Source organism: Diaphorobacter oryzae DSM 22780 (assembly GCF_059568935.1).
This window is the reverse complement of the sequence record NZ_JCANUL010000015.1, coordinates 12,799-39,007: the sequence shown is the minus strand read 5'-3', so window position 1 is coordinate 39,007 and position 26,209 is coordinate 12,799. Positions and strand designations below refer to the sequence as shown.

Below are 26,209 nucleotides of genomic sequence, written 5' to 3'. Positions count from 1 at the left end.
TTTCGCCCCCATGGATCGAGGTAGAAAGCTCTGGCTGGCTAGGCCAGCCAGGGGGCTCGGCCTGGACGATAGGTGGCTGGCTCAGGTACTCGGCTAGAGTTGGAATTGCTGCTGTAGTGGCGAGAGGCGCTCTCAGTTCGAACCAATGGGGTGATCTGCCAGTCCGAACCAGGCGAACAACTTGTCACGAAGTGCCGAAGCATCCTGCAGTTCACATTCCCAAATGGTGAGCACACGCCAGCCTGCCGCCTCCAGAAGTTCGCGTTGTCGCGCGTCGCGAGATATGTTGGCGTTGAACTTGCCCAGCCAGAAGTCGACACGAGTCTTTGGGGTCGTTGCCTTGCTGCAGTCGTGCCGATGCCAAAAACAGCCATGAACCAATATCACCGTGCGGTGCTTGGAAAGAACCAAGTCAGGGCGGCCTGGCAGCTTTCGATCATGAAGCCTGAAGCGCAATCCGAGCGAATGAACCAGGGAGCGCACGGCCACTTCCGGCTTGGTGTTCTTGCTACGCACGCTCGACATGATTCTGTGGCGTACTTCCGGGCTGACGGTGTCCATGGCATCTCAGCATAGCGAGGGCCGCATCTCTGAGTGACACAGGGGCTGAGAAAGATGGGTTTCGGCATCGACGAGCGCTTCGTAATTCTTTAAACTTCGACGCCATGAAAATCGAAGCAATCGACCTTTTTTGCGGGGCGGGGGGACTCACCCGGGGACTTCTGGATGCGGGAATCGAAGTCAAGGCTGGGTTTGACGTCGAAGAGTCGTGCCGGCACGCATACGAGGCTAACAACGAAGGGGCGAAGTTCTTCGCGCAGGACGTCGGAACCGTAACCAGCGCCAATCTGAACAAGCTTTGGAGCAAGGGGAAGGGGAGCATCAAGTTGCTTGCAGGGTGCGCGCCTTGCCAACCGTTCTCCCCAGCGGCGAATACGTTCCGCGTTAAAGGAAAAGCCGAGGCCGAAGCAGCCGGAAAGGGGCCTTCGGTGCCGGGCCTAGCAGATCCTCGTTACTACCTGCTGAATGAGTTCACGCGGCTGATCAAGGAGTGCGATCCCCACCTCGTCACGATGGAGAACGTGCCGAAGGTTCAATCGCATGCGCCCTTCAAGAACTTTGTTGAATCGCTCAAAGAGCTGGGCTATGACGTTTGGTACAAGAGCGTTTCCTGCGAAAAGCTAGGGGTACCGCAAACTCGCCGTCGCCTGGTGTTGTTGGCCTCGCGGATAGGAGCAATTCCCAAACAGCTGGAGCCATTGGAGTTGGGTGACGAACCCAACGACGTTCACCACGCGTTGGCCGGGCTTACTCCGCTTAAAGCGGGTGAGGCTGACCCCCACGACAAGATCCATTTCGCGCGTAATTTGTCGGAGATCAATCTGCGCCGTATACGCGCATCGACACCGGGGGGGACTTGGCGCGATTGGCCGGAAGAACTTCGCTCGCCGTGCCACAACAAGGCATCGGGGGCGACCTTCTCCGCCGTCTACGCGCGCATGCGTGCGGATCAAGCTTCGCCGACCATGACTACGCAGTTCTATAACTTTGGTGCCGGGCGCTTCGGCCACCCTACGCAAGATCGCGCCCTGACCCCAAGGGAGGCTGCATTGCTGCAATCGTTTCCGAAGTCATACGATTTTGTAGGCAATCAGTCCGAGATCTACATGGACAAGCTCGGAAAGATGATTGGGAATGCCGTCCCTCCGAAATTGGGAGAAGCAATTGGAAAGACGTTTCTACAACATGTGAAATCACTAGGACGTCAATGAATCGGATTTGTCAGGTGAAATCAAGTCAATTAATTTCTCCACATCGCTAACTTTGGCAGACTCGTCCAGGAATGTCGCATAGGCGTTTCTGGCCGAATTTATGAGCTGCTCGTAATACACCACCCGACCGTTAATAACTTGCAGCGCTTGATTAACTTGTTGTGGATGAGAATTGTCATCGACAGGTTTTCCAAGCACAAAAACGACAGCGATATTTGGAGAATAATTATCTCCCCTCTCCTTCCTCAAGCACATTTCTAGTGCGTTTTTGTATTTCATCCCTTGATCCAAAAGCTCACCGACAGTCAGTCGCCTTCCGGCACGCTTGAGCTCAACCAATATATGCTGCTCAGCATTGGTCCGATACCTGATATCAACACGGCCTTTCGTCTGATCATCCGTTAGGCCAGCAGCAAATTCCTTATACTGCGTTTTGAGCGCCTGCTCCATACGCTCGCTACCGGTCGCTCTCTCCCAGCCTGGATCAAGCATCCACATGTTTTCAAAAAGAAAGTCTCTAAGTAAGTTTTCCCTCTGATCATCATCAACCAATTTGATGAAGTTTTTAATTATCTCCAAACGCCCAGCAACAATATCCCTGTAAAGGGATCCCTCCAAACTGCCAAAATCAATCAATAGCGGCATCAGATTAGCCGCGGTAAGATTGGTCAAAGTACCCAGTTGATGGCTCGCCTCCTTGAGCCTCAATCGTTCAAACGCTAGAACTCCTGCCTTATACAGGCTTCGTCGATCATCTTCCGTTTCGAGTTCAACGCCTTTAATTAGCCCAAGCATTGATCGAGCGGCTTTTTGCTGTCCCTCGGGCAGCCTCTCCACCCAATCCTTTAAGGGAGGAATCTCTTGCTGAACCTCCTTTCCGCGAGATTCATTTCGCAGCGTCGCCCATTCTTCCGAAATGGCCACCAAGGTTCTTCGAAGAAAAGCGACAAGCGCCACATAACGGGGATCGTCTTCAATCAGACGTTGCCTGTCACTCGTGGCTATATCCGGCTGATCATCAAGGTCTAAAAAATCTGCCTCAACCTGCCCGGTGACATAGTTACCCATCAGCTTATGGAAATTCAACTTATCAAGGATGTTTTCTTGAATAAGACGCCCATTTGCCACAACGACGATTCCGTTCATTGATCCGGAGTCATCCGTTCTCAAATCGTTTGGCTTGGCGGATGCGCCAAGCCATCCATTTACTACCCAATCCGAATGTTCAGGACTTACCCCTCCATTCAAGGAGAATTTTTTCTTAATTTTTAGTAGAGTCGTGGTGTCGAGAGATGTTGTTCCAAACTGCCACAGAAATTCGATGTTTTGAAGATCCTCCCGCTCTACCACAGTGATCGGAGTTCCGTTGACTTTGACATCGAAGGTATCACCTGCGACACCTTTGTATCCGATTATTGAAAATCTTCTAGCCACCCGCTTCCGCAGTGCGTTAATCGTCTGAGTTGCACCTCTTTTTTTCAGCTCGGTTAACTCTATGCGAGTTCCTTTCGGCGGGCCACTGAAGGTTATGGGCTCTGGCTGATAAACCACATTTTTCTTTATGGCCGCCTGTATACCATGGACCGTCATTACGAACGCATGGGTTTCTCCATCTTTGCTGGTGTGAATTTCTATTCTTTCAGCGATGGAGAACAAAGATAGCTTCCCGATCCCCTTTCGCCCCATGAAGCGTCGATTACCGGGAGAGGTGCCTCCTTCGTTTTGCCTCTTGTCATACCCCACATACAAGAAGCGGTCATTGATTGCATTTAGATTCATTCCGCAACCATCATCTTCAATTGAAATGCGATCTTTAGATATGTGAATGCTGACATTCTTTGAATCCGCATCCCAAGCATTTGCAACCGCCTCCGAAAGCACGGCAGAAACATTGCTATAAAGCTTTATTCCTAAATGGTCCAGAACACGAAGATCAATCTTCATCTTGTATGGACTTACGGTGAAAGAGCTTGCGTGCATTACTATCCCCTCCATATAGTTAGAACCCCAGCCGCACCAGCAGCAGCGCAGTTACCTAAAAGCGTCGCCCGTTCCACCCATACACCACCCGCCCGCAGATGCTCACCTGCTGCGTGCCGTTGAGCACCTCCACCGTGCGCACCTTGGGGTTGTCGCTGCTCACTTGCCGACAGCCGTATGCCTACGCACCCGCCCCAGCGCAAACAACCCCATCAGCGATGACAGCGCCAGCAGGCCCCATTGCGACAAGGTGGGAATGCTGGCAGGCGCAGCTGGGGCGGCTGCTGGGGATACGGTGAGGGAGACTGTGACGGGCGGGGTGCCGAAGCCGTCAGACGCGGTGTAGGTGAACGAGTCCGCGCCGCTATAGCCGGCAACGGGGGAGTAAGTGAAGCTGCCGTCGGCATTGAAAACCAAGGTGCCATGCAATGGGCCCGTGACCAGCGCCGCAGTAAGGGGTAGCGCCAGGGGTGAACTGTCGTTGCCCAGCACGCCGGGGGCAGCCACGGTGAGGGGCGTATTGAATGCCGTGGTGTAGCTGTCGGCCGTGGCAACAGGCAACGGGCGCGCAGCTACCGCAAAGCTCTGCTGCACCTGAGGGGCAGCGAAACTGGATACGTTGCCAGCCTGATTGGCGTTGATGACGCAGGTGCCAACGCCAGTGAGACTGACTGTTGCGCCCGCAATGGTGCAAACGGCGCTGGCCGAAGGGTCAATGGTGAACACCACGGGGTTACCAGAGGCACCCCCTGTGGCTGCGACAGTGTATGAGTCACCTACCTTGGCGGCAGCAGGGGCAGTGGAGGTGTACGTAATGGTTTGGGGTGTTCCAGCCCAGACCTGAAAAGCCAAGTCATAGGTGGGAAACCCGAAATCGGCGAAGTTATCGAAAAACTCTCCGTCTGCATATTCATCATTGGTGGAGATGGCCAGCCCACCGGGGCCTGAGAGAACAAATGAATAGACGCTACCGGCAGTCACTGGGAAAGGGGTGGTCAGCACAATGTCCCGCATCGGGCCGCCTGATGTGGAGGCTGTTACGGTCACACCCGTTTGTGTGTATGCGGGTGTGCCAACAGAACCCGGGATTCCACTTCCGTTGTTGCCGTTGTAGATATACAGGGTGCCGGAAAAACCGTCGCTGTATGGCCGCACACTGATCCCGGAAATAATGGCCGAAGCTGGGGCCGTGAAGGTTTGGCCTTTATGGGCAGTAATAAAAAAACCGCCGTCATCCACTGTTTGCGAAACCATCTGTGCCAAAGCAGGCGCAGACACCAGTGCAAGCAACAGCGCGCCAAACAATCGCAGTTTCATGGTTCCCTCTCTTGTGAATATTGGTTCGCGAAGGGATGGCTAAAACCGCCGCCCATTCCACCCATACACCACCCGCCCGCAGATGCTCACCTGCTGCGTGCCGTTGAGCACCTCCACCGTGCGCACCTTGGGGTTGTCGCTGCTCACTTCGTGGCTGCCGTCCATCTTGCGGGTCACGCGCTTGATGAACAGCTGGCCATTGGCTTGCAGGACATAGACGCCATCCACATCCGCCACGCGCTGGTCCGTGTCCACCAAGGCGAAATCGCCGGAATTGAGGGTGCCCGCCATGCTGTCGCCGTAGGCGTGCACCAGTTGCAGGGCTTCGGGCCGGCTGCGCGGCAGGTTCGTCTGCAGCCAGGTGCGGGACACGGGCACATCACCCAGGATCACGTCTTCGGTGCTGAGTTCGTTGCCCGGGCCCATGCTGCCGGTGGCGCTAAACAGCGGAATACGGATGGAGTCCGCACCGTCAGCGGGTGCCGGTGCTGGGCCGGATAGATCACCCACGCTGCGCCGGCCGGTGAACAAGAAGGGTACGTCAATGCCTGCGCCTACCAGACGCTGAAGATAGTCGGCAGACGGCGCACGATCCCCACTCTCGTAGTGCACCTGGGCGTTCGGCTTCACGCCGCCAGCCGCAGCCATGTCGGCCTGCGTGAGGCTGAGGCGCTTGCGCTCTTCCCGAAGGCGATCAGAAAAACCACTCATAAAGATAGAAATGCGTTGACATCTATCCAAATGGATAGAACAATGCGGCGCATACCAACTCACCGCGTAGCGCGATGTTACATGCAGCAAATCAGGAAGCCCCTGCAGGGCAGCGCTTGCAGGCCTGCAGCAGCTTTGACGGCTGCGAAAAACGGCTGAGCTTGCAAATTAGCTTGGGCACATCCTTGGATGTGACCGAAGACGGCCTGCCTTCCGTGCTCGTCATTTGTGCCCATGTGTGGCAGCAAGGTGTTGATGGCGCCCCGCCTCGCAAAGTCCTGATGGCCGTGCAGCATGTGTCGCCTGATGAGATCAGGCGCCTGGCGGCTTACGGAACTCGGCGTTGTACGTCATCTGAGCCTCAAGGTAGCTGTTCAGCTGCATGTACAGCGCTTGGGCATCGGGATATGGCAGCACCACCAGCGGCAATTCAAACGCCTGCTCCTGGCCGTATCGATACACGGTGAATTGCAGATGGCAAGAGCTGTCCTTCAGCATTGGATGCAGTGAAGGTGGCTCAGAAGTTTCAACGATGTCGGTTTTCGGTTCTTCCATCTCTCATCCATTTACAGACATGAATTCCAACCATTCGGCGCATACCAACTCACCGCATAACGCCATGCTACACAGCATTAAAGAAGGGGCCGCGCCATGCGCGGCCGACCACGCAGCGGCACTCAAGGCACAGCTGAAAAGCGCCCTCTCCGCTCTGGTGGGCGACGCCACCGTGTCGGGTGCGTTTGGGAAGGTATCCGTGCACATCACACCCGCGCAGGACGACAACGCCCTGCCGGTTGAGCGTTGGGTGCATGACGCGCAGGTGCTCATTGCCTGCCTGCGCGCCATCGAGCCCGCGGCCCAGGTACGCATTGACGTGACGGGGGTCGGCATCCTGCAGTACGGGGCGCTGCACGCAGCAGGGGTGGAGGTGGGCGCGTTTGTGAACACGGTGGACTACGCGCCCGCCCTGGCGCTTATCCCAGAGGCGCTTCGGCCGTGTACACGCTGCGACCTGCGAGTGAGGCACGCGGTGATTGGAGAAGGTCCGAAGACTTCTCAAGGTTGAGAACATATTCAACGCCGGTCACCCGTACGCGCAACTTGGTGGACCCAAGGTAGAGGATGTCGCCAACGTTCAAAACGGGGTCTGTGGGAACAGGGAAGGTGCAGGCAACGTCATCCCGCGAGCCGGGTTTAAAGATGTGCGTTTGATTGGTGAAGAGCATTGGGAATAAGGCGTTACAGCGGATAGCAGCATGTTACGCCAGCGGAAATCAGCAGGAGGTACGCCATGGCCTATGAGGACAAAGAGCAAAAAAAGACCCACCGCCACACGGTGCGTTTCAAGACAGAGGACAACCAGCTGATTGAGTTGCTGGCAAAGCGCCTGGGCCTGCAAAAGGCCACGCTGATCCAGAACATGGCGCTGCTGGCCGCTGAAAAGGAGCTGCAGAAGATCGGCCTGGGTGGCCAGCAGCACGCCACCGCCGCCGGCGGCCCCGCACTCCACTGCTGATGCGGAAAGCCATGATCAATGCAGACCCAAGAAACCACGGTGGAGGTGTCCGCCGAGCTACAGCACAAGCTGGAGCGGCTGCGGCGGGCGTACCGCCTGCCCACCACCACGGCGGTGCTGGAGCTGCTAATTAGCAGCCAGATTGACCAGTCCGTCTTTGCGATGACGGGGATTCGGCCAGGCCCCAAGCTGGCCATTGACAACACCAGGCCCGACACGGGGCGCGAAGGATGAACATGATGACCACCGGCAAGCAACCCAAAACCAGCTTCAAGGCGCTGGTGGCCGCCAACCGCGCCGCGGGGCGGCTCGATGAGCCCGCATCGGCAGCAGAGAAGGACGCGGCGCCGAAGATGCGCAACACCGGCATGCGCCTGATGCCGGACGAGTACACACAGGCCCAGCAATTGGCCGCGCAGGATGACCGCGCCATGGCCTGGTTCTGCCGCCGCATGTATCTGCGCGGGCTGGAGTCGTTCCTGGCGGAACAAGGCGGGAAGCACTGAGCAGCAAATAGCCGCTCAAAAGCCGCAACACGATGCCCAAGGGAGACGCCACGATGATGCACACCGAAGCGGAGCGCCGAGCGTTGCTGGCGGCGCAGCCTGCGCGCCAGCAGCGGCGCCACCAGGGCCGCGAGCTGCGCTACGAAGGCACCCGCATGGAGTGCGCCCACTGCGGCGCCAAGAGCGTCATCCGCCACGGGCGTGCAGTAAGCAAGACCATGCGCGAGGTGATCTACCAGTGCACCAATGTGGAATGCGGCCATTGCTTCGTGGTGATGGCGGAGACGGTGCGCAGCCTCACGCCATCGGCCATCCCTGACCCTACGGTGAATATCCCGCTGTCAAAGCATGTACGCCGCGGGATGCTGCGCGTGCTGCTGGACAACGCGCAAGAGGCCGACCACGAACCCATCACGCCCGTGGAGCCCATCACGGGCGATCTGTTCGCAGGAGGCGCCGACACCTCATAGCCGGCGCACCACCAGCCGCTGATTAGCAGCGGCACCCATCACCACACACCTGATTTTTGCAAGGCGGCAACGCCTGGCAGGGACTTGTTTTGCCCGAAGAAACCGGAGGTTTGCCAATGTCGCGACGTACCGCCACCCGCCGAGATAACGCGCCCGAAGCGCCCAAGCCACTGGGCGCTCAACTGCTGGCATACGAACAGGGGCGCCACGCGGACAGGCTGGCCGCCATCAAGCGCATGGGCGCCCGGCTCGTGCTGCTGGATGCGTTCATGCCGGCCATCGCTGCCGCCGGCATTGTGCTGAATCTGGATCAAGTGAACGACTGGGGCGGCAAAACGATCTACCTGGGCTCGGGGATCCTCGACCACTCGCTCAATGCCAAGCTGGCGAACGTGCTGCTGGCTTGCGGCATGCGTGTGGCAGAGCGCAAGGAATACGACCACAGCCACAAGGATGTGCGGCTTGAACTGATGAAGGGCCGCCTGCGCGTCTCGCTGAGCATTGACGGCCGCAGCAAGCACCTGCTGGAGGTGCCGGCGTGAGCACCTTCGTGATGACCTACCGCACCGCGGACGGCCTGCGCATGCAGCCGCTGCTGGCCCGTACCATGGCTGCGGCCTGGGATTGCGCTTTCGACGTGGCCGAGCGCATGGGCTGCCAGGCGTGCAGCTTTGGCGTGCACCGGGTGGCGAAGGGCTGACCATGGCGTACCGTGAGCCCGAGCTGTGCAGCGATGGCGAGCGCCCGGTAGGCGTGGCGCCAGAGCTGGATCTGCTGGCGCAGTGCGCGCCACGCAAGGCCATGGCCGTGCAACCCGCGTTGGTGCCGCCGTCGCCAGAGCAGCTGGAAAAGCTGATGGCGCTGCGCGATGAGTTCGTGCAGATCAAAAGCGCGGGGCGCTTTGTGGATGCCGCCGCGCGCGAGTGGCGCGAGCTGCCCAGCAACTGGCGCATGGCGTTGTTGCTGGTGGCCGGCGTGGGCCTGGAGGTGGACAACATGGCCACCCTGGCCAGCCGCAACTGGCAGGAGTTCCCCGAGCCGGAGCGCGTGGCCATCAAGCACGCCATTCGTGTGGGAAAGCGCAGCCTGGGCCGCGTGACGGCCCTAGCGGCACGGGTGTAAAGCCATGCCGACGATCCCGCGCAAACTGCCAAACGCCAGCCTGGCCGAGTGGGAGAAGAACAAGCCCACGCTGTACATGGCGCGCGGGCACTTGGAGCGGGTGATTCGCTGTGCGCCGGCCAGTTGGCAGGCGGCCATCAAGGGGCGCTTTGACAACACCGTGCCGCCCGTTCTGGCGGCCGTACAGACAGCGCGGGACTTTCTGAACACGCCGCCCGAGTGGGCGCAGGCGTGGGACTTGCTGCAGGCGGTGGCCGACTTTGAAGACCGATTTGGCGCGGCGAGCCTGTGGAACCTCGATGACTACGAAATCTGCGCCATGGCCAAGAAGCTGGCGGCCGAGGCGGATGAACTGGATGCGCTGGCCCAGGGCCAGAACGCCACGCTGGCGGACCGCGTGGATTCCATACGTCTGCTTGTGCGTTGCGTAGGCATAGACGAGGACAAGCCCATCACGGGCGAGCCGGCCATCAAGCGCGCGCAAGACCCGGCATGGTGGCGTCGCCGCCTGCGCGTGCATGTGACACGCGTGGTGGAGGCCGGCGCGGTGGGCCTGGGCCAGGTGCACAAGGGCCGCGGCGGGTACGTGAGCCAGGACGGGCTGCAGCGCCGCCAGGCGCAGCTGAAACGGAACGCCGAGGCGCTGGGCCGCACGCTGTACCGCAATGAAGCGGGCCAGGTGTTCACGCTGCAGGAGCTGGCCGCGCTGGGGACGGCCAACCCGATCATTCGCGGCGGCGAGCTGATGACGCGCATACGCGGCGCAGAGGAATACGCGGATGCCCGCGCCCATGTGGGCCTGTTCGTCACGCTGACGCTGCCAAGCCGCTTCCACCCCGTGAAGCTGGGCAGCGGCGGCCGGCCGGTGCAAAACAAGAAGTACAGCGGCGCCACGCCGCGCGACGGACAGCTGTGGCTGCGCGATATGTGGGCCAAGACGCGTGCCGCGCTGGCGCGCAAGGGCGTGAAGATGTACGGCCTGCGCGTGGCCGAGCCGCACCACGACGCCACCCCCCACTGGCACGCCCTGATATGGGCCGAGGATGAAGCCGGAGCGCAGGAGATTGAAAAGCAGGTGCGCCGCTACTGGCTGAGCGATGACGGCCAAGAGCGCGGCGCGGTCGAAAACCGCGTGAACGTCAAGCGCATGGTGAAGGGTGGCGCCGCGGGCTACGTGGCGAAGTACATCGCCAAGAGCGTGGGCCACCTGGCCCTGGCCGAGCACATGGACGTGGTGCAGGGCCAGCAGATCGTGATGGACTTTGGCCCCACGGACGCGCGCAACCTGCAGGAGCCCGGCCAGATGGATGGCCAGGGCTACCGCCGGGTGGACGCCTGGGCGGCCACCTGGGGCATTCGGCAGTTTCAGACCATCGGCATGCCCAGCGTGACGGTGTGGCGCGAGCTGCGCCGGGTGACCAAAGACCAGCTGGAGCTATTCGACCGCGAGGGGGACCAGGCCACGGTGCGCGCCTACCAGGCCTGCCACCGCCATGGCGACCTGCGCGCGGACTGGTGCCTGTTCATGGAGGCCATGGGCGGTCATGCGCTGCCGCGCCACCGCTGGCACCTGCGCACGGCGCACCGAACGCCCGAGGACGGGCAGGTGAACAAGTACGGCGAGGAAGTGAAGGTGGGCCGCATCGTGGGCCTGCGCGCACAGCGCGGGCGCATGTGTGGCCGCTGGCTGGTGAGCCGCCGCATTGCGTGGGCGCCGGTAATCGGCGAGGACGCGCACGCCGCGCATGCGCAGGGCGCCCAGGATGAAGCGGGACAAGCTCAGGGCCACAGCAGCGCCACGCAGGGGGCGCAGGCCCGCGCGGCTTTGCCGCGCGCTTGGACTGGTTTCAATAACTGTACGGCCCGCCTCACGGGCGCGGTCTCGCGCATCGTTTTTGGCCGCGGCGACCACGAAATCGAGGACTGGTGCACCCCCCAGGTGGTGGCCCATTTCAGGGCCTTGCGCGATGCGGAGGCCTGCCAGTGATGAAAAAACAGGCACCACAGCACACCACGGCCACCGAGGCGCGCAACGCCATGGCCGAAACGGGCCAGAAAGTGACGCCGCTGCGCGCCCAGGTGCTGCTGGCGGCCCGCCGCCGCTGCGACGACATGCAGGACAGCCAGGCCGCGCGCGACCAGATGAAGCGCGAGGTGATGGCGACGCCGGCCGAGCTGCTGGCGGACCTGCTCACCGCAATTTCCAGCGTGCGCGTGCTGCGCGCCGACTTCCCCACCACCAACCCACCACAGGAGTGAAGGCCATGAATGCCAAACGCACCGACCCACGCGTGCACTGCTACCAGCGACCGCTGCATGGCGGCTACGTGCCAGCCGCCGGAACCACCCAGGACCACCTGGCCGCGGTGTTCGCCGCCGAGCGCCAGCGCCTGGCAGACGCCGCCCGCCCCCGCCGCAAGCGCCGCCAGCCGGTGGCACCCGCCATCAACCCGCAACAGGCCCAGCTGCAGCTGGTGGCCTGAGCCAACTTCAGGAGAGAGAACCCATGAACGCCGTTCACCAAGTGCTGCCGCTGCGCAGCTACCGCGCGCACCTTGTGCCGCAGAACGTCAATCTGTCGGATGTGGAAGACCTGGCCGACGCCAAGCTGCTGCCGACCATGCGGCTGAAAGCCGTCAGCGCCACCCAGGCAGAGGCACTGGCGCACCTGACCAGCGGCAAGCAGGTGCTGCGGGTAGAAAGGGTGGAGGGCTAAGGTATGGGGCAGCTGGTTCTGAACAAAGAGCAACTGCTGGAAGAACTGGGCATCGTGGAGAACACGTTGCGCGCGTTGATTGAGCAACGCGGCTTTCCGCACCCGCGCAAGATGGGGGCCAAGCTGTTCTGGCTGGTGGCCGAGGTGATGCAATGGCTGCAGGGGTGCCCCAGGGCGTGGGGTGGGACGGATAGCCCTGCAGCGGACGGTGCTACCGGGTGAGGCTATCAGGCGTGCGCGGCGGGCTGCACGCTGATCTTCAGGCCCAGGGAATTGATGACCTTCATGATGGTGTCAAAGCGCGGCTGCGATGTGGGGCGCAGCGCTTTGTACAGCGCCTCGCGCGTCAAGCCGCTGGCGCGGGCCACTTCGGTCATGCCACGGGCGCGGGCGATGGTGCCCAGGGCGTGCGCCAGTTCTGCCGGGTCGTTTTCTTCCAGCACGATGGACAGGTATTCGGCAATAGCCTCGTCGCTGTCCAGGTGTTCGGCCATGTCGAATTCAGGCAGGTCGGCTACTTTGATTTTTTGGGTCATGGTCACTCTCCTTCAACAGTTTTGGCCAGTGCGATGGCACGGGCTATGTCGGCCTGCTGGGTGGATTTGTCGCCACCGGCCAGCATCACAACAAGCACGTCGCCCTGCAGCACGTAGTACATGCGCCAGCCAGGGCCAAAGAACTCGCGCATCTCGAAAACGCCCTCCCCCACGGGCTCGACGTCGCCCAGCAGGCCGCGTTGCGCTTTTTCCAGACGGCGGGCCAGGCGGCGGCGTGTCATGCCATCGCGCAGGCCGAACAGCCAGTCGGAAAACTCGGGCAGTTGCTTGACGGTGTACATGGGCAAAGTGTAGTCACTTGTTCACACTTGTGCAACACGAAGGTATGCGGTGATACACTGCAAGCGCTGCGCGAAAAAGGCGCAGTCGGGATTGGTCTCCCGCCGCACCCTACGACGCAAGCCGTAGGCCTCACCGCAGGAGCCCTGCGGCTTGTTCGTTCGCGCCCCCATTTTTTGGTGGCTCGGGCGGGGAGCCGCAAGGCTCGCCGGTTCCGCAAGGGTGCCCGGTAGACCAACCCGTCCGAGCTGCCGCCCTGATTGGTCTCGGGTGCGGCGGTTGTCGCAAACCGCACCCTTGGAGGCCGTTATGGCTGCATCTTCTCTCGCCCTCACGCTGGGCAATATCTCGGTTCGTCAACTTGATGGCCTGTTCTGCCTGAACGATCTGCACCGTGCCGCTGGCGGCGAAGACCGGCACCAGCCCGCGTTCTTCTTGCGCATGGACTGGGCGAGGGAGCTGAGGGCGGAAATTGAAAACTCTGCGAATCTGCAGAGTTTTGAAAAAGGTGCAGATTCGCACCTTTCCATGAAAACCATCAAAGGCCGCAACGGCGGCACCTACGCCTGCCGCGAGCTGGTGATCGCCTACGCCGCCTGGATCAGTGCGGCCTTCCACCTCAAGGTGATCCGCGTGTTTCTGGATGCGGCCACGCCGAAGCCACAGGCCCCCGCCCTGGCCCATGCTCGCGGGCCAGGCATGATGTTCGTGACCGACGCGGAGCGCCGCCACCTAGAGGTGCTGCGCTTCACCATCTACGCCGGCCGCGAGGCGGTGTATGAGCTGGCGCGCGATGTGCAAAAGCACCATCCTTGGGTGGATGGCCGGGCCGCCATGCCCCACAACACGGCCCGCTATGTGCCAGGCCTGAGCGTGCAGCGCTGTCGCTTCTGATTCGATAGCTGCATGCGCTTTATTGGCAAGGGCTAGCGGCGTATTTGGCTATTTTCTTGAGCGATGTATTCCCGGTCAGCCTGCCGGCTTTCGCTCACCCCTTGACCAGTTGGATCACCAGGCCCACCAATGACACGAAGACCGCGATAGCCGACATGACGTACGCGCGGTGGGCCTTCGCGTTAGCTGCTGCGCTGAGTTTGTTGGCTTGCTCTGCCGCATTTGCTTGCCGTAGCGCCGAATATTCTGGACTGAGCTGGTAGCGTGTCACTGCTTCCACGGCCTTTTTGGACAGAAAGGCGCGGGCCTTGGCTTCCTGCTCGCCTACGAAGTCGCCGCGTTCAATGCTTTGCTGCAAGGCTTGAATACCGCGCTTGCTGCAAAGCTTTTCCATGGCCTTGTCGAATTGGTCATCTGGACTCACGTGCGCCCCTCTGTGCTGTAGTTGAACCAGTTCCACATAATGCCTTCAAACCGCCTGGGCATCCTGGCGCATTAAATAGGAACTTGGTTTGCGGGTAGTGCTGTTTTTGCGAGCTCATGAGCGTATGCCAACACTTCCGCGGCACGATCAAGACCGGCTTTGTCAACCTCTGCTCCATCAAGCATGTTCTGAATTTCACTCAGGAGCTGATTTTCGAGTGCTTCCACTAGGTTGTAGAACGCCGGAGCTCCGTGCCTATCGACATAATCGCTGTGCGAGGGCAGTGCTACCTTTACAAGCTTCTTAACAGACTCTTCATCCATAAGGTTTTTAGGATCGAGTCCAGACCTTAATGCAGTCCATTGGCCGATTGCGTGAGCAGATACAGCGCTTAATGCTGAGTAGGCAGCCCATACCATCGGTGAAACGAAAGGCCGTGCTTTAGCAGCGCTGGCATTGTCAAGAGCCTTAATCGTTTCGTCATTTCCAAAGCTATCGATGAATTTCTTTACTCTCATATCACCAGAAGCAAGCTTCTGATGAATGGCGTCAATATTCAGGGTGGATAGAAACATGATGACTGTCTTTGTCGAGGCAAGCGATGTAGCTGATGCCCATACCTGATCCACCGCTTCGAGCCGGCGCTTGTCGATTGCACCTTGTCTTTGCGCTATCGCTGAGAGCGCGCCAGACCTAAGAGCGCTAATCTCTGCCGACTTGGCATTCAGATCCGCTTGGAGATTTGCCAACTTTGCATTGAATTCATGCTCGACACTTTTTATCAGGCGGGTGTGTATCGCATTGCGTGCGAGCCAGAGGGCTCCGGCGAGCAGTGAAGTTGTCGTGAGTGCTGGGAACCAGTCCATGGCGGCAGCCTATGTGGTAGATATTGTTCGGGCGACAGGTGAGTGATGATCCGAGGAGGATGTCGACTCGCTCTCTTGGGTAGCAAAGTCCGCCCATTCCTGCATGATGGCCGCGCGCTTTTCCAGCATGTCGCCGCGCCGGTAGGCGGCCTCGGTCTTGGTGTCGATGGTGTGGGCCAGGCACAGCTCCACCGCATCGCGCGGGTGGTGCGTGATTTCGCCCGCCCAGTCGCGGAAGGTGGAGCGGAAGCCATGGGGCACGGCGGCCAGCTTGTGGCGGCGCATCAGGGCAGTGAATGCCATGTCCGACAGCGGGCCTTTGCGGTTGCTGGGGAATACGTGCTCCACCAGTTCTTCGCGCGCGGCTTCTTGAACGCGCAGCAGCGCGACGGCCTGGGTGGAGAGCGGCACCCGGTGTTCCCTGTTGGCCTTCATGCGTTCGGCGGGAATGATCCACAAGGCCGCGCCTAGATCGACCTCACTCCACACCATGCCGCGCACCTCGCCCGAGCGCACGGCGCTCAAGATCAAGAAGCACAGCGCGCGGGCGCTTTGGCCGTCCACGGCGGCTATCTGCTGGTAGGCGGCGGGCAGATCGGCCACAGGCACGGCGGCGCGGTGTTTGACGGGCGCGACCTTTTCCGGGTTGGCCAGGATGTGCTCCAACTGGCCGCGCCAGCGCGCCGGGTTGGGGCCGGTGCGGTGGCCGTGGGCGGTGGCCCAATCCAGCACCTGCTCGATGCGGCCACGCACGCGGGTGGCGGTTTCGGTCTTGGTCTTCCAGATTGGCGAAAGCGCGCGCAGGACGTGGGACTGCTCAATCTCGGAGACAGCCATGCGCCCGAAGTGCGGAGAAGCGTATGTGGCGAGGGTGTTGCGCCACTGCTGAGCGTGCTTTGCGTTGCGCCAGGTGCTTTCGTGTTCGCTGATGAAGGCGTCGGCCGCCTTGTCGAACTCCAACCGCTGGGCATCAGCAAGTCGGGCGGCTTCGCGTGCGTCCTGGCGGGACTTGATGGGGTCGGTGCCGGCATCACGCTGGCCAATCGCCGCGCGCGCAGCTTCGCGCGCTGCGGCCAGCGTCACGCCGGGATAGCTGCCCAGGCCCATGCGGCGGCGCTGGCGCATGTGGACGTAGCGCAGCACCCAGGTGCGCGACCCGCCTTCAATCCGCAGGTATAGCCCGCTGACCCCGCCCACGGCGTGCGAGCCTTCCACGCGCAGCCTGGAGACTTCCAGCGCCGTCATTTCAAGGATTCGCTTTGGCATGCCTCAGTTTCTGTAGGCCATCGTGTAGGCCAAAAAACTTTGAATTAGGCATGGTTGCCGGTTGAATGCCGGTTGCTGATGTACTGTATAAAACAACATGATATAGAGCGTATCACGCTGTTTTATAAGGGGTCAATGCCTAGAGCGGGCATAAAAAAACCCACTCTTTTGGAGTGGGTTTTTTAAGCTCTGGCGGAAACGGAGGGATTCGAACCCTCGATGAGGCTCTACACCCCATACTCCCTTAGCAGGGGAGCACCTTCGGCCACTCGGTCACGTTTCCAATCCCGCTATTATGCCTCAGTTTGAGGGCGGCTCAGCGAAACTTCAGGCCACCGCCTGGTCCAGCTCGAATGCCTTGTGCAAGGTGCGCACAGCCAACTCGACGTACTTCTCGTCGATCACGACGGACGTCTTGATCTCGGAGGTGGAAATCATCTTGATGTTGATGCCCTCTTCGCTGAGCGCGCGGAACATCTTGCTCGCAACGCCCACGTGGCTGCGCATGCCGATGCCCACGATGCTGACCTTGGCGATCTTGGCATCGCCCACCACTTCCTCGGCACCCAGCTTGGGCAGCACCTTTTCCTTGAGCAGGTCGATGGTGCGCTGGTAGTCGTTGCGGCTCACCGTGAAGCTGAAGTCTGTCTTGCCTTCCTTGCCCACGTTCTGAATGATCACGTCCACGTCGATGTTGGCGTCGGCCACGGCGCCCAGGATCTGGTACGCGATGCCGGGCGTGTCGGGCACGCCGATCACGGAGATTTTGGCCTCGTCGCGGGTGAAAGCGATGCCGGATACGACGGCTTGTTCCATTTGTTCGTCTTCCTCAAAGGTGATCAGGGTGCCGGACTTGGCTTCCTCGTTGATGTCGATGTCCCAGGACGTGAAGCTCGAAAGCACGCGCAGCGGCACCTTGTACTTGCCGGCAAATTCCACCGAGCGGATCTGCAGCACCTTGCTGCCCAGGCTGGCCATCTCCAGCATTTCCTCGAAGCTCAGCGTGGACAAGCGGCGCGCCTCGGGCACCACACGCGGGTCGGTGGTGTAGACGCCATCCACATCGGTGTAGATCAGGCATTCATGGGCCTTCATGGCCGCCGCGATGGCCACGGCCGAGGTGTCGGAGCCGCCACGGCCCAGCGTGGTGATGTTGCCGCCGCCGTCGATGCCCTGGAAGCCCGTGACGATGACGACCTTGCCCGCGTCCAGATCGGCACGCACGCGCTTGTCGTCGATGGATTCGATGCGGGCCTTGGTGTAGCTGCTGTCGGTGCGCACGGGCACCTGCCAGCCGGCGTAGCTCACCGACTCCATGCCTTCGGCCTGCAGGGCAATGGCCAGTAGCGCCGACGATGCCTGCTCGCCCGTGGCGGCCAGCATGTCGAGCTCGCGGTGGTAGGCGCTGGTGATGCGCGAGGGCGTGAGTTCCTTGGCCAGGCCCAGCAGGCGGTTGGTTTCGCCACTCATGGCGCTGGGCACCACCACCATCTGGTGACCGGCCCGCGCCCACTTGGCCACGCGCTTGGCGACGTTGCGGATGCGCTCGGTGGAGCCCATCGAGGTGCCGCCGTATTTATGAACGAACAGTGCCATGAAATATCTGCAATGACGGAACGCTGATGAGCGGCGCTATTGCGAAGATGGTTTTGGTGCGCCGCCGTCCCGTGCGGAAATAAGGTCCAAAACCGGCCGATTGTAGCAACCGAGCACATCCCCTTCACGCATCACATGGCCACGTCCCACCTTGAGGTGGATGCGGTGCCCGCGCGTAGTGCAGGCGGCGATCTGGTCGAGCAGCGCGTCGAGCTGCGCGGCCGTCGGCGTGGTGCCATGCGCACCGCGCAGCCAGTGGCGCAGCACGTTGGCCTGGCGTGAGCGGCTCAAGAGCCGCAGCGCTACGATGCGCGGCGGCTGGCCCACGGCGGCCAGGTCGGCCTCGGCCAGCTCCTGCAGCAGCTCGCTGGCCTGCGCCGCATGGGCGCAACTGCGGGCGAAGGTGTCGCGAAAATGCGGGAAGGCCTGCTGCAGCGCGGGCAGCAGCTGCCGGCGGATGCGGTTGCGCGTGTAGCGCTCGTCGGTATTGCTGGGGTCTTCCACCCAGCGCTCGCCGCGCTGCTGCAGCCAGGTGCGGACATCGGCACCCGCCACGCGCAGCAATGGCCGACTCCAGTGCAAGCCACCGCGCCGCCATTGCGCGGGCATGGCGGCCAGGCCGGCCACACCCGCTCCGCGCGACAGTGCCAGCAGCAGGGTTTCGGCCTGGTCATCCGCATGCTGCGCCAATGCTATTGTTTTAATAGCGCGTTGCGCTTGACTGTCAAACGCCAAAGCCTCCAAAGCCTTGTAGCGCGCCTGGCGTGCCGCGTCCTCGGGACTTTGTCCGGGGGCGTGGCGCGCATCCACGCGCAAGATGGCCAGCGGCACGCCCAGGCGTGCGCACAGCGCCGTGCAATGCTGCTCGAACCCGTCGGCAGCGGCCTGCAGGCCATGGTGCACATGGAATGCATGCACCTGCCCCGGCCAGCGTGCGGCGCAGGCCAGCAGCAGCGCCGTGGAATCCGCGCCACCGCTCAGGGCCACGGCCAGCGGCAGCTGCGGCGCGAAGGCCTGCATGGCGGCGTCGAAGGACTGGGTCAAGCGCTTCTCCGGCGGCGGTCAGAGGGGTGGGCCATGGCGCCGATTGTCGCCCCCACCAAGCACAACGGCCCCGCAGGGCCGTTGTCACCGGGGGCGGCCGCCTGTTCAGCGGCTGTCGGCCTTGGTGTCGGTGAAGCGGCCGTAGCTCTGCAGACGCTCGTAGCGGCGATCCTGCAGCTCCTTGGGCTTGAGGTCGGCCAGCTGGCGGAAGGCATCGCCCAGCGCGCGCTTGAGGAAAGCGGCCATCTGCTTGTGGTCGCGGTGAGCGCCGCCCACGGGTTCATTGACGATCTTGTCCACCAGGCCCAGCGCCTTGAGGCGGTGCGCCGTGATGCCCATGGCATCGGCCGCGTCCTGCGCGCGGTCGCTGGTCTTCCAGAGGATGGAGGCGCAGCCCTCGGGGCTGATCACGGAGTAGATCGAGTACTGCAGCATGATGACCTGGTCGGCCACGCTGATGGCCAGCGCCCCGCCGGAACCGCCCTCCCCGATCACCGTGGTGATGATGGGCACTTCGAGCTGGGCCATCTCGTAGATGTTGCGGCCGATGGCCTCGGACTGGCCGCGCTCCTCGGCGTCGATGCCGGGATAGGCGCCGGGCGTGTCCACGAAGGTGAACACGGGCAGCTTGAACTTCTCGGCCGTCTTCATGAGGCGCAGGGCCTTGCGATAGCCCTCGGGGCGGCTCATGCCGAAGTTGCGCGCGGCGCGCTCCTTGGTGTCGCGGCCCTTCTGGTGGCCCAGCACCATGCAGGCGTGGCCGTTGAAGCGCGCCAAGCCGCCCACGATGGACTGGTCATCCGCGAAGTGGCGGTCGCCGTGCATCTCCACGAAGTCCGTGAAGATTTCCCGCACGTAGTCCATGGTGTAGGGCCGCTCGGGATGGCGTGCGATCTTCGTGATCTGCCAGGGCGTCAGATCGCTGTAGATGTCCTTGGTGAGCTGGTGGCTCTTCTTGCTGAGCTGATCGATCTCTTCCGAGATGTCCACCGCGCTCTCGTTCTGCACATAGCGCAGTTCTTCGATTTTGGACTCGAGCTCGGCAATGGGCTGCTCGAAATCCAGAAAGGTCTTTTTCGCCAACTTGTTTTCTCCTCGGGGCTGAAGGCCCGGAACCGGCCGCCCGGCGGGGACTGCTGTCCGCGCACACGGGAGCCTCACGGCCTGTCGGTGTAGCGCTGTCAGTAGTCCACCGGCAGGGGGGCGAGCGACCGCCAAATATACCAACTTGCCACGCTGCACCACGGCTTCCAGGCTTCGGCGACCTCGCGGGCATCGCTGCGGCTCACAGGATCGCCGGAAAAGTAGTGCTGGCTGATGCCATTGATCAAGGTCGTGTCATCCAGCGGCATCACGTTGGGCCGCGCCAGGTGGAAGATCAGGAACATGTCGGCCGTCCAGCGGCTGATGCCGCGAATGGCCACCAGCTCGGCAATGATGGCCGCATCGTCCATCTGGTCCCACTGCTTGACGTGCAGGCGCCCGCTGTCGAAGTGCAGCGCCAGATCGACCAGGTACTCCACCTTGCGCGCCGACAGGCCCGTCGCACGCATGTCGTCCACCTTCAGCTTGAGCACGCTGCGCGGCGTCATGCTGCGCGGCAGGCCGGCGAACTGGTCCCACACGCGCTGCGCGGACGCCACCGACACCTGCTGGCCCACGATGGAGCGCGCCAGCGTGGTGAACGCGTCGCCGCGCTGGCGCAGCGCCACGTTGCCCACCTGGGGGATCAGGCGGCGCATCACACGGTCCTTCTTGGTCAGGTGCTTGCACGCCTCGGCCCAGTAGACGGGCGGTGTGAGCTGCGGCGCTGCGTCCGCTATTTTTTTTGTAGCCACCACCGCTTATCCCATCTGCGCAAAATGCCAAAATAACTCTGAATGCATTTACTGCGCCGCCTCCCAGGTCGTGCCCGATGCGGAGTCCTTGAGCACGATGCCCTGGGCCAGCAGTTCATTGCGGATGCGGTCGGCCTCGGCAAAGTTCTTCGCGGCCTTGGCCGCCGCACGGGCGGCGATCTGCGCCTGGATGTCGGCCTCCTGGAGGCCCGCACCGGCCTTCAGGAACGCCTGGGGATCGCCCTGCAGCAGGCCCAGATGGCCGGCCAGGGCCTTGAGCAGCCCCGCCACTTCGGGCGACTTGGAGCGGTTCACCTCGCCCGCCAGGTCGAACAGCACGGCCACGGCCTCGGGCGTGCCGAAATCCTCGTCCATGGCCGCCTTGAAGCGAGCCGCATGCGGCTCGGCCCAGTCCACCGGCACGGCGGCAGGCGCCACCAGGCTCAGCGCCGTGTACAGGCGCTTGAGCGCGGCGCGGGCGTCATCCAGGTGCACATCGCTGTAGTTCAGCGGGCTGCGGTAATGGCTGCGCACCACGAAGAAGCGCACCGTCTCGGCGTCGTATTCCTTGAGCACGTCGCGGATGGTGAAGAAGTTGCCCAGGCTTTTAGACATCTTCTCGTTGTCCACGTTGATGAAGCCGTTGTGCATCCACATCTGCGCAAACGGCTTGCCGGTGGCGCCTTCGCTCTGGGCGATCTCGTTTTCATGGTGGGGGAACTGCAGGTCCGCGCCGCCGCCATGGATGTCGAAGCTCTCGCCCAGCATCTCGCAGCCCATGGCCGAGCATTCGATATGCCAGCCCGGGCGGCCCTCGCCGTAGGGGCTGGCCCACTTCACCTCGGCCGGCTCCTCGGGCTTGGCGCTCTTCCAGAGCACGAAGTCCAGCGGGTCATGCTTGCCGTCCTGCACGGCGACGCGCTCGCCGGCGTGAAGCTCGTCCAGCGACTTGCCCGACAGCTTGCCGTAGCCCGCGAACTTGCGCACGGCGTAGTTCACGTCGCCATTGCCGGCCTGGTAGGCCAGGCCCTTGGACTGCAGCGTGCCGATCATCTTCAGCATCTGCGGCACATATTCGGTGGCGCGGGGCTCGTGCGTGGGGCGCTCGATGCCCAGCGCGTCGGCGTCCTGGTGCAGCGCGGCGATCATGCGGTCCGTCAGGCCGCGGATGGTTTCGCCGTTCTCCACGGCGCGCTTGATGATCTTGTCATCGATGTCCGTGATGTTGCGCACATAGGTGACCTTGTGGCCCGACGCGCGCAGCCAGCGCTGCACCACGTCGAAGGCGATCATGGAGCGCGCATGGCCCAGGTGGCACAGGTCGTACACAGTCATGCCGCACACGTACATGCGCACATGGCCCGCTTCGAGCGGGGAAAAATCTTCCAATGCACGCGACAGCGTGTTGTAGATACGCAAGCTCATGGGTGATGGATTCAGGGAGTCTGTGGGGGTGCGGCTGGCGGCGGCCCGGCAAGTCTGCGCACGGCGGGCGGCGACTTCGGGGATCAGGGCGGCGCCGCTCGGCAGCGGGCTAGCGCGCGATCAGGAGCGGCAACAGCGTACCGGCATGACGACCCCCTCAGCTACAATCCGCCGCAGTATAAGCCCGCGCCGCGGTTCCGCCGCGCTCCTCAGCCTCTCCCCTCCCCCATGAAGCCAGCACTTCGATCCGCCCACCGTTGCCTGCGCGTGCTCGCCACTGCGGCCCTGCTCGGCACCACCTGGGCGCATGCGGACGAGTACGCCGACATCACGCGGCTGATCCAGCTTGGCAAGCCCGCCGATGCGCTCGTGCAACTCGAACCCCGCCTGGCCGCCCACCCGCGCGACCCGCAGCTGCGCTTTCTGCGCGGCGTGGCCCAGGCCGATTCGGGACAGCAGGCCGAGGCGGTCGACACCTTCGTCCAGCTGACCGAGGAATACCCCGAGCTGCCCGAGCCCTACAACAACCTGGCCGTGCTCTACGCCGGCCAGAACCAGTTGGACAAGGCCCGCGCCGCACTGGAGATGGCGATCCGCACCAAGCCCGACTACGCCACCGCGCACGAGAACCTGGGCGACATCTACGCCAAGCTCGCCAGCCAGTCCTACGCCCGCGCCCAGCAGTTCGACCCGGCCGCGGCCGCCTCCGTGGCACCCAAGCTCAAGCTGCTGCGCGAGCTGTCCGCCACCGGCGCCAAGCCCGCCGCGCCAAAGGCCGCGGCTCCCGCCGGCCGCTGATGCCAGACCCGCGCGGGCGCCCCGGCAGCCCCGCCCTGGCGCCCGCCACGCACACCGCCACCCTGGGCGCACAAGCCCTCTTTGACGAAGGAGTGAATCCATGATTTCCAGAAGAAAAACCACGCTGGCGCTCTCTGCCATTGCGCTGACAGCTATCACAACAATAGCAACCGCCCAAACCACGGGCACGGCCCCCAAGGTCAAGCTCGCCACCTCGATGGGCGACATCGTGGTGCAGCTCGATCCGGCCAAGGCGCCCAAGACGGTCGAGAACTTCCTGGCCTATGTCGGCGACAAGCACTACGACGGCACGGTCTTCCACCGCGTGATCGACGGCTTCATGATCCAGGGCGGCGGCTTCACCGCCGACATGGCGCAAAAGCCCACCAAGGCGCCGATCCCGCTCGAGGCCAAGAACGGCCTGAAGAACGACACCTACACCATCGCCATGGCCCGCACCAATGTCCCCGACTCGGCCACGTCGCAGTTCTTCATCAACGTGAAGAACAACGACATGCTCAACGCCGCCCCCGGCAACGACGGCTACGCCGTGTTCGGCAAGGTGGTCGAAGGCACCCAGGTGGTGGACAAGATCAAGGCCGTGGCCACCGGCAACCGCGGCATGCACCAGAACGTGCCCACCACGCCCGTGGTCATCAACTCCGCAACCCTGGTCAAGTAAACCACCGAAAGGACACACACCATGAGCAACCCGCAAGTCGAACTGCACGTCACCATCAACGTCGCCGAGACCGCCACCCAGGGCGTCATCACCCTGGAGCTGGACGCCGTGAACGCACCGAAGTCCACCGAGAACTTCCTGGCCTACGTGAACAAGGGCCACTACGACGGCACGATCTTCCACCGCGTGATCAAGGGCTTCATGATCCAGGGCGGAGGCTTCAGCGCCGACATGAAGCAAAAGGACACCGGCACCCCCATCGAGAACGAGGCCAAGAACGGCCTGAAGAACGACAAGTACACCATCGCCATGGCCCGCACGGGCGAGCCGCACAGCGCCACGGCCCAGTTCTTCATCAACACGGTGGACAACGCCTTCCTGAACCACACCTCCCCCACGCCCCAGGGCTGGGGCTATGCCGTGTTCGGCAAGGTGGTCAAGGGCGAAGACGTGGTGGACGCCATCAAGAAGGTGCGCACCACGCGCAAGGGTTTCCACGACGACGTGCCTTTCGACGCCGTGGTGATCGACAAGGCCGTGGCGCTGTAAGCGCCGCGCGCCCGCACGCCATGACCGCGACCGTGCCGCCCGCCGCGGAGCTGACAGCGCCCGCCGGCTGGCGCACGGTCGATTTTCTGTCCGACCTGCACCTGGATCCGGGCCAGCCCGCCACGGTGCGGGCGCTGCAGGGCTACCTGGACACGACGCCCGCCGATGCGGTGTTCCTGCTCGGCGACCTGTTCGAGGTCTGGGTGGGCGACGACGCCATCGCCGAGCCCGGCAGCTTCGAGGCGCAATGCTGCGCCCTGCTGGCCCATGCCGCCCGCCAGCGCCCGCTGTACTTCATGCACGGCAACCGCGACTTCCTGGTGGGCGACGGCTTCGCGCGCCACTGCGGCATTCCCGTGCTGGCCGACCCCACGGTGCTGCAGTTTTCAGGCCGGCGCTGGCTGCTGTCGCACGGCGACGCGCTGTGCCTAAACGACGTGGAGTACCAGCGCTTTCGCGCCCTGGCGCGCAACCCGCAGTGGCAGGCCCAACTGCTGGCCCGGCCCCTGGCCGAGCGCCGCGCCCAGGGCCGCAGCGCGCGCAGCGAAAGCGAGGCGCGCAAGCAGGCCGGCACGGCCGTCTATGCCGACGTGGACGGCCCCGCCGCCCTGGCCTGGCTGCGCGCCGCGCGCGCCGACGCCCTGATCCACGGCCACACGCATCTGCCGGCCGACCATGTGCTGGCGCCCGACCTGGCGCGCCATGTGCTCACCGACTGGGACCTGGACGCCACGCCGCCGCGCGCCGGCGTGCTGCGCCTGACGGCCGGGGGCTTGGAACGCCTGCCCTTCACCCCCACGTAGCGGCATGCCCTTTGCCGCCTCGCCCCTTCGTCTTCTTCGCCAATGGGCCCGGCGCGTGCGCGCCACCGTGGCCCCGGTGCCGGACATCTCGGCCGACCTCTGGCTGCAGACCGTCCAGCGCTATCCCTTCCTGGCAGCGCTGCCACTCGCGGACCTGTCCAAGCTGCGCGCCCTGAGCGCGCTCTTTCTAGACCGCAAGGAATTCACCGGCGCCCATGGCCTGGAGGTCACCGACGCCATGGCCGTCGCCATTGCCGCGCAGGCCTGCCTGCCCCTGCTGCACTGGGGCGATGCCGACAAGGCCCTGGCCTGGTATGACGACTTCGTCGGCATCGTCGTGCACCCGGCCGAGGCCGTGGCCCGGCGCAAGGCCGTGGACGAGGCCGGCGTGGTGCACCACTACGACGAGGTGCTGCTGGGCGAGGCCATGGAGAACGGCCCCGTCATGCTCAGCTGGCCCGCCGTGGACGGCGCCGGCCAGCCGGGCCATGCCACCAGCGTGGTGATCCACGAGTTCGTGCACAAGATCGACATGCACAACGGCGGCGCCGACGGCTGCCCGCCGCTGCCCCCCGGCTTCCTGGGCACCACCGGCACGCGCGCCGCGCGCGAGGCCTGGCGCGCCGCCTGGGAGCCGGCCTACGAGCAGCTCCGCGAACGGGTCATCATCGCCGAGCGCTTCAGCGGCGAATGGCCCTGGCTGGATGCCTACGGCGCCACCGCGCCGGCGGAATTCTTTGCCGTGGCTTGCGAGGCGTACTTCGTGCACCGTGAACGCTTCGGGCAGGAGTTCCCCACCCTGCTGCCGGTGCTGGATGCGTTCTTTGGCCGGCCCGTGCCTGGCTAGCTATCGTGTCCAAACAGGTTGTTCGCCCAAGGTCAAGCAAAATGGAGGTTCTCAAACCACCTGCTCCAGTACCTTCAGGCCCGTGCCTTCGCCGAAGCTTTTATCAACGGGCAAGCTCTGGGTTGGTGGCTGGTTTAGCGGCATTGGCGGCAGCACTGCGGCCCCTATCTTGCCCTCTTCAATGCCGATGGCGCGCTCGATACCCGCTTCCAGTTCCCATGGCAGGGTGAA

35 protein-coding genes and 1 tRNA gene are annotated in these 26,209 nt (G+C 62.9%); 20 read left to right on the top strand and 16 right to left on the bottom strand.

What is annotated here, in order from left to right:
• Window positions 1-132: 132 nt before the first annotated feature.
• Window positions 133-561: a very short patch repair endonuclease gene (locus BP68_RS17755; RefSeq protein ID WP_496374231.1), complete on the bottom strand. Its 429-nt coding sequence runs from the start codon at window positions 559-561 to the stop codon at window positions 133-135.
• 104 nt (window positions 562-665) lie between these two features.
• On the opposite strand from BP68_RS17755, the gene BP68_RS17750 reads away from it, so the two are divergent.
• Window positions 666-1,772, top strand: coding sequence for a DNA cytosine methyltransferase (locus tag BP68_RS17750; protein ID WP_496374229.1), 1,107 nt, complete (start codon window positions 666-668; stop codon window positions 1,770-1,772).
• Here the strand turns inward: BP68_RS17750 and BP68_RS17745 are convergent.
• The 4 genes from BP68_RS17745 to BP68_RS17730 all read right to left on the bottom strand — a co-directional run bounded on the left by BP68_RS17745 (window position 1,758) and on the right by BP68_RS17730 (window position 6,335).
• Complete coding sequence (locus tag BP68_RS17745) at window positions 1,758-3,716, bottom strand: BbrUII/HgiDII family restriction enzyme (protein WP_496374227.1); 1,959 nt, start codon at window positions 3,714-3,716, stop codon at window positions 1,758-1,760. The genes BP68_RS17750 and BP68_RS17745 overlap by 15 nt on opposite strands.
• A 195-nt stretch (window positions 3,717-3,911) precedes the next feature.
• The gene (locus tag BP68_RS17740) at window positions 3,912-5,069 is read right to left on the bottom strand and encodes an IPTL-CTERM sorting domain-containing protein (protein ID WP_496374225.1); all 1,158 of its coding nucleotides are present in this window, start codon (window positions 5,067-5,069) and stop codon (window positions 3,912-3,914) included.
• A gap of 39 nt (window positions 5,070-5,108) precedes the next feature.
• Window positions 5,109-5,780, bottom strand: a complete 672-nt coding sequence (locus BP68_RS17735; RefSeq protein ID WP_496374223.1) for an XRE family transcriptional regulator — start codon at window positions 5,778-5,780, stop codon at window positions 5,109-5,111.
• A gap of 312 nt (window positions 5,781-6,092) precedes the next feature.
• Entirely contained in the window at window positions 6,093-6,335 is a 243-nt protein-coding gene (locus BP68_RS17730) for a hypothetical protein (RefSeq protein ID WP_496374221.1), read from the bottom strand.
• 19 nt (window positions 6,336-6,354) lie between these two features.
• On the opposite strand from BP68_RS17730, the gene BP68_RS17725 reads away from it, so the two are divergent.
• From BP68_RS17725 to BP68_RS17665, 13 genes are all read left to right on the top strand, one after another.
• A complete protein-coding gene (locus tag BP68_RS17725) occupies window positions 6,355-6,846 on the top strand; it encodes a hypothetical protein (protein WP_496374219.1) in 492 nt (163 codons plus the stop codon).
• Between the two features lie 225 nt (window positions 6,847-7,071).
• On the top strand, window positions 7,072-7,296 hold the full coding sequence (locus tag BP68_RS17720; protein ID WP_496374218.1) for a hypothetical protein: 225 nt from the start codon (window positions 7,072-7,074) through the stop codon (window positions 7,294-7,296).
• 18 nt (window positions 7,297-7,314) lie between these two features.
• Window positions 7,315-7,530: a hypothetical protein gene (locus BP68_RS17715; protein WP_496374217.1), complete on the top strand. Its 216-nt coding sequence runs from the start codon at window positions 7,315-7,317 to the stop codon at window positions 7,528-7,530.
• Window positions 7,531-7,535: 5 nt separating this feature from the next.
• Entirely contained in the window at window positions 7,536-7,802 is a 267-nt protein-coding gene (locus BP68_RS17710; protein WP_496374216.1) for a hypothetical protein, read from the top strand.
• A 53-nt stretch (window positions 7,803-7,855) separates the two neighbouring features.
• Entirely contained in the window at window positions 7,856-8,272 is a 417-nt protein-coding gene (locus tag BP68_RS17705) for an Ogr/Delta-like zinc finger protein (protein WP_496374214.1), read from the top strand.
• 116 nt (window positions 8,273-8,388) lie between these two features.
• Entirely contained in the window at window positions 8,389-8,814 is a 426-nt protein-coding gene (locus tag BP68_RS17700) for a hypothetical protein (RefSeq protein WP_496374212.1), read from the top strand.
• The gene (locus tag BP68_RS17695; RefSeq protein WP_496374210.1) at window positions 8,811-8,972 is read left to right on the top strand and encodes a hypothetical protein; all 162 of its coding nucleotides are present in this window, start codon (window positions 8,811-8,813) and stop codon (window positions 8,970-8,972) included. The genes BP68_RS17700 and BP68_RS17695 overlap by 4 nt, the downstream gene beginning before the upstream one ends.
• A 2-nt stretch (window positions 8,973-8,974) precedes the next feature.
• Window positions 8,975-9,394 (top strand): hypothetical protein, encoded by a 420-nt coding sequence (locus BP68_RS17690; RefSeq protein WP_496374208.1) that lies wholly within the window; start codon window positions 8,975-8,977, stop codon window positions 9,392-9,394.
• A gap of 4 nt (window positions 9,395-9,398) precedes the next feature.
• Window positions 9,399-11,381: a replication endonuclease gene (locus tag BP68_RS17685; RefSeq protein WP_496374206.1), complete on the top strand. Its 1,983-nt coding sequence runs from the start codon at window positions 9,399-9,401 to the stop codon at window positions 11,379-11,381.
• On the top strand, window positions 11,381-11,653 hold the full coding sequence (locus tag BP68_RS17680; RefSeq protein WP_496374204.1) for a hypothetical protein: 273 nt from the start codon (window positions 11,381-11,383) through the stop codon (window positions 11,651-11,653). The genes BP68_RS17685 and BP68_RS17680 overlap by 1 nt, the downstream gene beginning before the upstream one ends.
• Window positions 11,654-11,658: 5 nt before the next feature.
• The gene (locus BP68_RS17675; protein ID WP_496374202.1) at window positions 11,659-11,877 is read left to right on the top strand and encodes a hypothetical protein; all 219 of its coding nucleotides are present in this window, start codon (window positions 11,659-11,661) and stop codon (window positions 11,875-11,877) included.
• A 23-nt stretch (window positions 11,878-11,900) separates the two neighbouring features.
• A complete protein-coding gene (locus BP68_RS17670) occupies window positions 11,901-12,110 on the top strand; it encodes a hypothetical protein (protein ID WP_496374200.1) in 210 nt (69 codons plus the stop codon).
• 3 nt (window positions 12,111-12,113) lie between these two features.
• The gene (locus BP68_RS17665) at window positions 12,114-12,332 is read left to right on the top strand and encodes a helix-turn-helix transcriptional regulator (RefSeq protein ID WP_496374198.1); all 219 of its coding nucleotides are present in this window, start codon (window positions 12,114-12,116) and stop codon (window positions 12,330-12,332) included.
• A 5-nt stretch (window positions 12,333-12,337) separates the two neighbouring features.
• Here the strand turns inward: BP68_RS17665 and BP68_RS17660 are convergent, their stop codons facing one another.
• Window positions 12,338-12,646, bottom strand: a complete 309-nt coding sequence (locus BP68_RS17660; protein WP_496374196.1) for an addiction module antidote protein — start codon at window positions 12,644-12,646, stop codon at window positions 12,338-12,340.
• Window positions 12,647-12,648: 2 nt separating this feature from the next.
• The gene (locus BP68_RS17655; RefSeq protein ID WP_496374194.1) at window positions 12,649-12,948 is read right to left on the bottom strand and encodes a type II toxin-antitoxin system RelE/ParE family toxin; all 300 of its coding nucleotides are present in this window, start codon (window positions 12,946-12,948) and stop codon (window positions 12,649-12,651) included.
• 307 nt (window positions 12,949-13,255) lie between these two features.
• Here BP68_RS17655 and BP68_RS17650 point away from each other — a divergent pair, with 307 nt between their 5' ends.
• A complete protein-coding gene (locus BP68_RS17650) occupies window positions 13,256-13,840 on the top strand; it encodes a KilA-N domain-containing protein (RefSeq protein WP_496374321.1) in 585 nt (194 codons plus the stop codon).
• A 94-nt stretch (window positions 13,841-13,934) separates the two neighbouring features.
• On the opposite strand, the gene BP68_RS17645 is transcribed toward BP68_RS17650, so the two are convergent.
• The 9 genes from BP68_RS17645 to cysS all read right to left on the bottom strand — a co-directional run bounded on the left by BP68_RS17645 (window position 13,935) and on the right by cysS (window position 22,299).
• Entirely contained in the window at window positions 13,935-14,264 is a 330-nt protein-coding gene (locus tag BP68_RS17645) for a hypothetical protein (protein ID WP_496374192.1), read from the bottom strand.
• Window positions 14,265-14,335: 71 nt separating this feature from the next.
• Window positions 14,336-15,130, bottom strand: a complete 795-nt coding sequence (locus BP68_RS17640) for a hypothetical protein (RefSeq protein ID WP_496374190.1) — start codon at window positions 15,128-15,130, stop codon at window positions 14,336-14,338.
• 9 nt (window positions 15,131-15,139) lie between these two features.
• Window positions 15,140-16,396, bottom strand: a complete 1,257-nt coding sequence (locus BP68_RS17635) for a tyrosine-type recombinase/integrase (RefSeq protein WP_496374188.1) — start codon at window positions 16,394-16,396, stop codon at window positions 15,140-15,142.
• A 190-nt stretch (window positions 16,397-16,586) separates the two neighbouring features.
• Window positions 16,587-16,679, bottom strand: a tRNA-Ser gene (locus BP68_RS17630).
• A 44-nt stretch (window positions 16,680-16,723) separates the two neighbouring features.
• The gene (locus BP68_RS17625; RefSeq protein ID WP_496374186.1) at window positions 16,724-17,992 is read right to left on the bottom strand and encodes an aspartate kinase; all 1,269 of its coding nucleotides are present in this window, start codon (window positions 17,990-17,992) and stop codon (window positions 16,724-16,726) included.
• Between the two features lie 36 nt (window positions 17,993-18,028).
• Window positions 18,029-19,036 (bottom strand): tRNA lysidine(34) synthetase TilS, encoded by a 1,008-nt coding sequence (gene tilS, locus BP68_RS17620; RefSeq protein ID WP_496374184.1) that lies wholly within the window; start codon window positions 19,034-19,036, stop codon window positions 18,029-18,031.
• A gap of 105 nt (window positions 19,037-19,141) precedes the next feature.
• Window positions 19,142-20,119 carry an acetyl-CoA carboxylase carboxyltransferase subunit alpha gene (locus tag BP68_RS17615; RefSeq protein ID WP_496374182.1) on the bottom strand — a complete coding sequence of 326 codons (978 nt, stop codon included), beginning with the start codon at window positions 20,117-20,119 and terminating at the stop codon, window positions 19,142-19,144.
• Between the two features lie 98 nt (window positions 20,120-20,217).
• The gene (locus BP68_RS17610) at window positions 20,218-20,877 is read right to left on the bottom strand and encodes a DNA-3-methyladenine glycosylase family protein (protein WP_496374180.1); all 660 of its coding nucleotides are present in this window, start codon (window positions 20,875-20,877) and stop codon (window positions 20,218-20,220) included.
• Between the two features lie 45 nt (window positions 20,878-20,922).
• A complete protein-coding gene (gene cysS / locus BP68_RS17605; RefSeq protein WP_496374178.1) occupies window positions 20,923-22,299 on the bottom strand; it encodes a cysteine--tRNA ligase in 1,377 nt (458 codons plus the stop codon).
• Between the two features lie 228 nt (window positions 22,300-22,527).
• On the opposite strand from cysS, the gene BP68_RS17600 reads away from it, so the two are divergent.
• From BP68_RS17600 to BP68_RS17580, 5 genes are all read left to right on the top strand, one after another.
• Entirely contained in the window at window positions 22,528-23,097 is a 570-nt protein-coding gene (locus tag BP68_RS17600) for a tetratricopeptide repeat protein (RefSeq protein ID WP_496374176.1), read from the top strand.
• A gap of 100 nt (window positions 23,098-23,197) precedes the next feature.
• A complete protein-coding gene (locus BP68_RS17595; protein ID WP_496374174.1) occupies window positions 23,198-23,779 on the top strand; it encodes a peptidylprolyl isomerase in 582 nt (193 codons plus the stop codon).
• Between the two features lie 21 nt (window positions 23,780-23,800).
• A complete protein-coding gene (locus BP68_RS17590) occupies window positions 23,801-24,328 on the top strand; it encodes a peptidylprolyl isomerase (RefSeq protein ID WP_496374172.1) in 528 nt (175 codons plus the stop codon).
• A gap of 20 nt (window positions 24,329-24,348) precedes the next feature.
• The gene (locus BP68_RS17585) at window positions 24,349-25,131 is read left to right on the top strand and encodes a UDP-2,3-diacylglucosamine diphosphatase (RefSeq protein WP_496374170.1); all 783 of its coding nucleotides are present in this window, start codon (window positions 24,349-24,351) and stop codon (window positions 25,129-25,131) included.
• A 4-nt stretch (window positions 25,132-25,135) separates the two neighbouring features.
• On the top strand, window positions 25,136-25,978 hold the full coding sequence (locus BP68_RS17580) for a M90 family metallopeptidase (protein WP_496374168.1): 843 nt from the start codon (window positions 25,136-25,138) through the stop codon (window positions 25,976-25,978).
• Window positions 25,979-26,209: the final 231 nt, after the last annotated feature.

Excerpts from the sequence above, each read along its gene's own strand:
- BP68_RS17755 (WP_496374231.1), bottom strand. The coding sequence starts at position 561 with ATGGACACCGTCAGCCCGGAAGTACGCCACAGAATCATGTCGAGCGTG.
- BP68_RS17750 (WP_496374229.1), top strand. The coding sequence starts at position 666 with ATGAAAATCGAAGCAATCGACCTTTTTTGCGGGGCGGGGGGACTCACC.
- BP68_RS17745 (WP_496374227.1), bottom strand. The coding sequence starts at position 3,716 with ATGAAGATTGATCTTCGTGTTCTGGACCATTTAGGAATAAAGCTTTAT.
- BP68_RS17740 (WP_496374225.1), bottom strand. The coding sequence starts at position 5,069 with ATGAAACTGCGATTGTTTGGCGCGCTGTTGCTTGCACTGGTGTCTGCG.
- BP68_RS17735 (WP_496374223.1), bottom strand. The coding sequence starts at position 5,780 with ATGAGTGGTTTTTCTGATCGCCTTCGGGAAGAGCGCAAGCGCCTCAGC.
- BP68_RS17730 (WP_496374221.1), bottom strand. The coding sequence starts at position 6,335 with ATGGAAGAACCGAAAACCGACATCGTTGAAACTTCTGAGCCACCTTCA.
- BP68_RS17725 (WP_496374219.1), top strand. The coding sequence starts at position 6,355 with ATGAATTCCAACCATTCGGCGCATACCAACTCACCGCATAACGCCATG.
- BP68_RS17720 (WP_496374218.1), top strand. The coding sequence starts at position 7,072 with ATGGCCTATGAGGACAAAGAGCAAAAAAAGACCCACCGCCACACGGTG.
- BP68_RS17715 (WP_496374217.1), top strand. The coding sequence starts at position 7,315 with ATGCAGACCCAAGAAACCACGGTGGAGGTGTCCGCCGAGCTACAGCAC.
- BP68_RS17710 (WP_496374216.1), top strand. The coding sequence starts at position 7,536 with ATGACCACCGGCAAGCAACCCAAAACCAGCTTCAAGGCGCTGGTGGCC.
- BP68_RS17705 (WP_496374214.1), top strand. The coding sequence starts at position 7,856 with ATGATGCACACCGAAGCGGAGCGCCGAGCGTTGCTGGCGGCGCAGCCT.
- BP68_RS17700 (WP_496374212.1), top strand. The coding sequence starts at position 8,389 with ATGTCGCGACGTACCGCCACCCGCCGAGATAACGCGCCCGAAGCGCCC.
- BP68_RS17690 (WP_496374208.1), top strand. The coding sequence starts at position 8,975 with ATGGCGTACCGTGAGCCCGAGCTGTGCAGCGATGGCGAGCGCCCGGTA.
- BP68_RS17685 (WP_496374206.1), top strand. The coding sequence starts at position 9,399 with ATGCCGACGATCCCGCGCAAACTGCCAAACGCCAGCCTGGCCGAGTGG.
- BP68_RS17680 (WP_496374204.1), top strand. The coding sequence starts at position 11,381 with ATGAAAAAACAGGCACCACAGCACACCACGGCCACCGAGGCGCGCAAC.
- BP68_RS17675 (WP_496374202.1), top strand. The coding sequence starts at position 11,659 with ATGAATGCCAAACGCACCGACCCACGCGTGCACTGCTACCAGCGACCG.
- BP68_RS17670 (WP_496374200.1), top strand. The coding sequence starts at position 11,901 with ATGAACGCCGTTCACCAAGTGCTGCCGCTGCGCAGCTACCGCGCGCAC.
- BP68_RS17665 (WP_496374198.1), top strand. The coding sequence starts at position 12,114 with ATGGGGCAGCTGGTTCTGAACAAAGAGCAACTGCTGGAAGAACTGGGC.
- BP68_RS17660 (WP_496374196.1), bottom strand. The coding sequence starts at position 12,646 with ATGACCCAAAAAATCAAAGTAGCCGACCTGCCTGAATTCGACATGGCC.
- BP68_RS17655 (WP_496374194.1), bottom strand. The coding sequence starts at position 12,948 with ATGTACACCGTCAAGCAACTGCCCGAGTTTTCCGACTGGCTGTTCGGC.
- BP68_RS17650 (WP_496374321.1), top strand. The coding sequence starts at position 13,256 with ATGGCTGCATCTTCTCTCGCCCTCACGCTGGGCAATATCTCGGTTCGT.
- BP68_RS17640 (WP_496374190.1), bottom strand. The coding sequence starts at position 15,130 with ATGGACTGGTTCCCAGCACTCACGACAACTTCACTGCTCGCCGGAGCC.
- BP68_RS17635 (WP_496374188.1), bottom strand. The coding sequence starts at position 16,396 with ATGCCAAAGCGAATCCTTGAAATGACGGCGCTGGAAGTCTCCAGGCTG.
- BP68_RS17625 (WP_496374186.1), bottom strand. The coding sequence starts at position 17,992 with ATGGCACTGTTCGTTCATAAATACGGCGGCACCTCGATGGGCTCCACC.
- cysS (WP_496374178.1), bottom strand. The coding sequence starts at position 22,299 with ATGAGCTTGCGTATCTACAACACGCTGTCGCGTGCATTGGAAGATTTT.
- BP68_RS17600 (WP_496374176.1), top strand. The coding sequence starts at position 22,528 with ATGAAGCCAGCACTTCGATCCGCCCACCGTTGCCTGCGCGTGCTCGCC.
- BP68_RS17595 (WP_496374174.1), top strand. The coding sequence starts at position 23,198 with ATGATTTCCAGAAGAAAAACCACGCTGGCGCTCTCTGCCATTGCGCTG.
- BP68_RS17590 (WP_496374172.1), top strand. The coding sequence starts at position 23,801 with ATGAGCAACCCGCAAGTCGAACTGCACGTCACCATCAACGTCGCCGAG.
- BP68_RS17585 (WP_496374170.1), top strand. The coding sequence starts at position 24,349 with ATGACCGCGACCGTGCCGCCCGCCGCGGAGCTGACAGCGCCCGCCGGC.
- BP68_RS17580 (WP_496374168.1), top strand. The coding sequence starts at position 25,136 with ATGCCCTTTGCCGCCTCGCCCCTTCGTCTTCTTCGCCAATGGGCCCGG.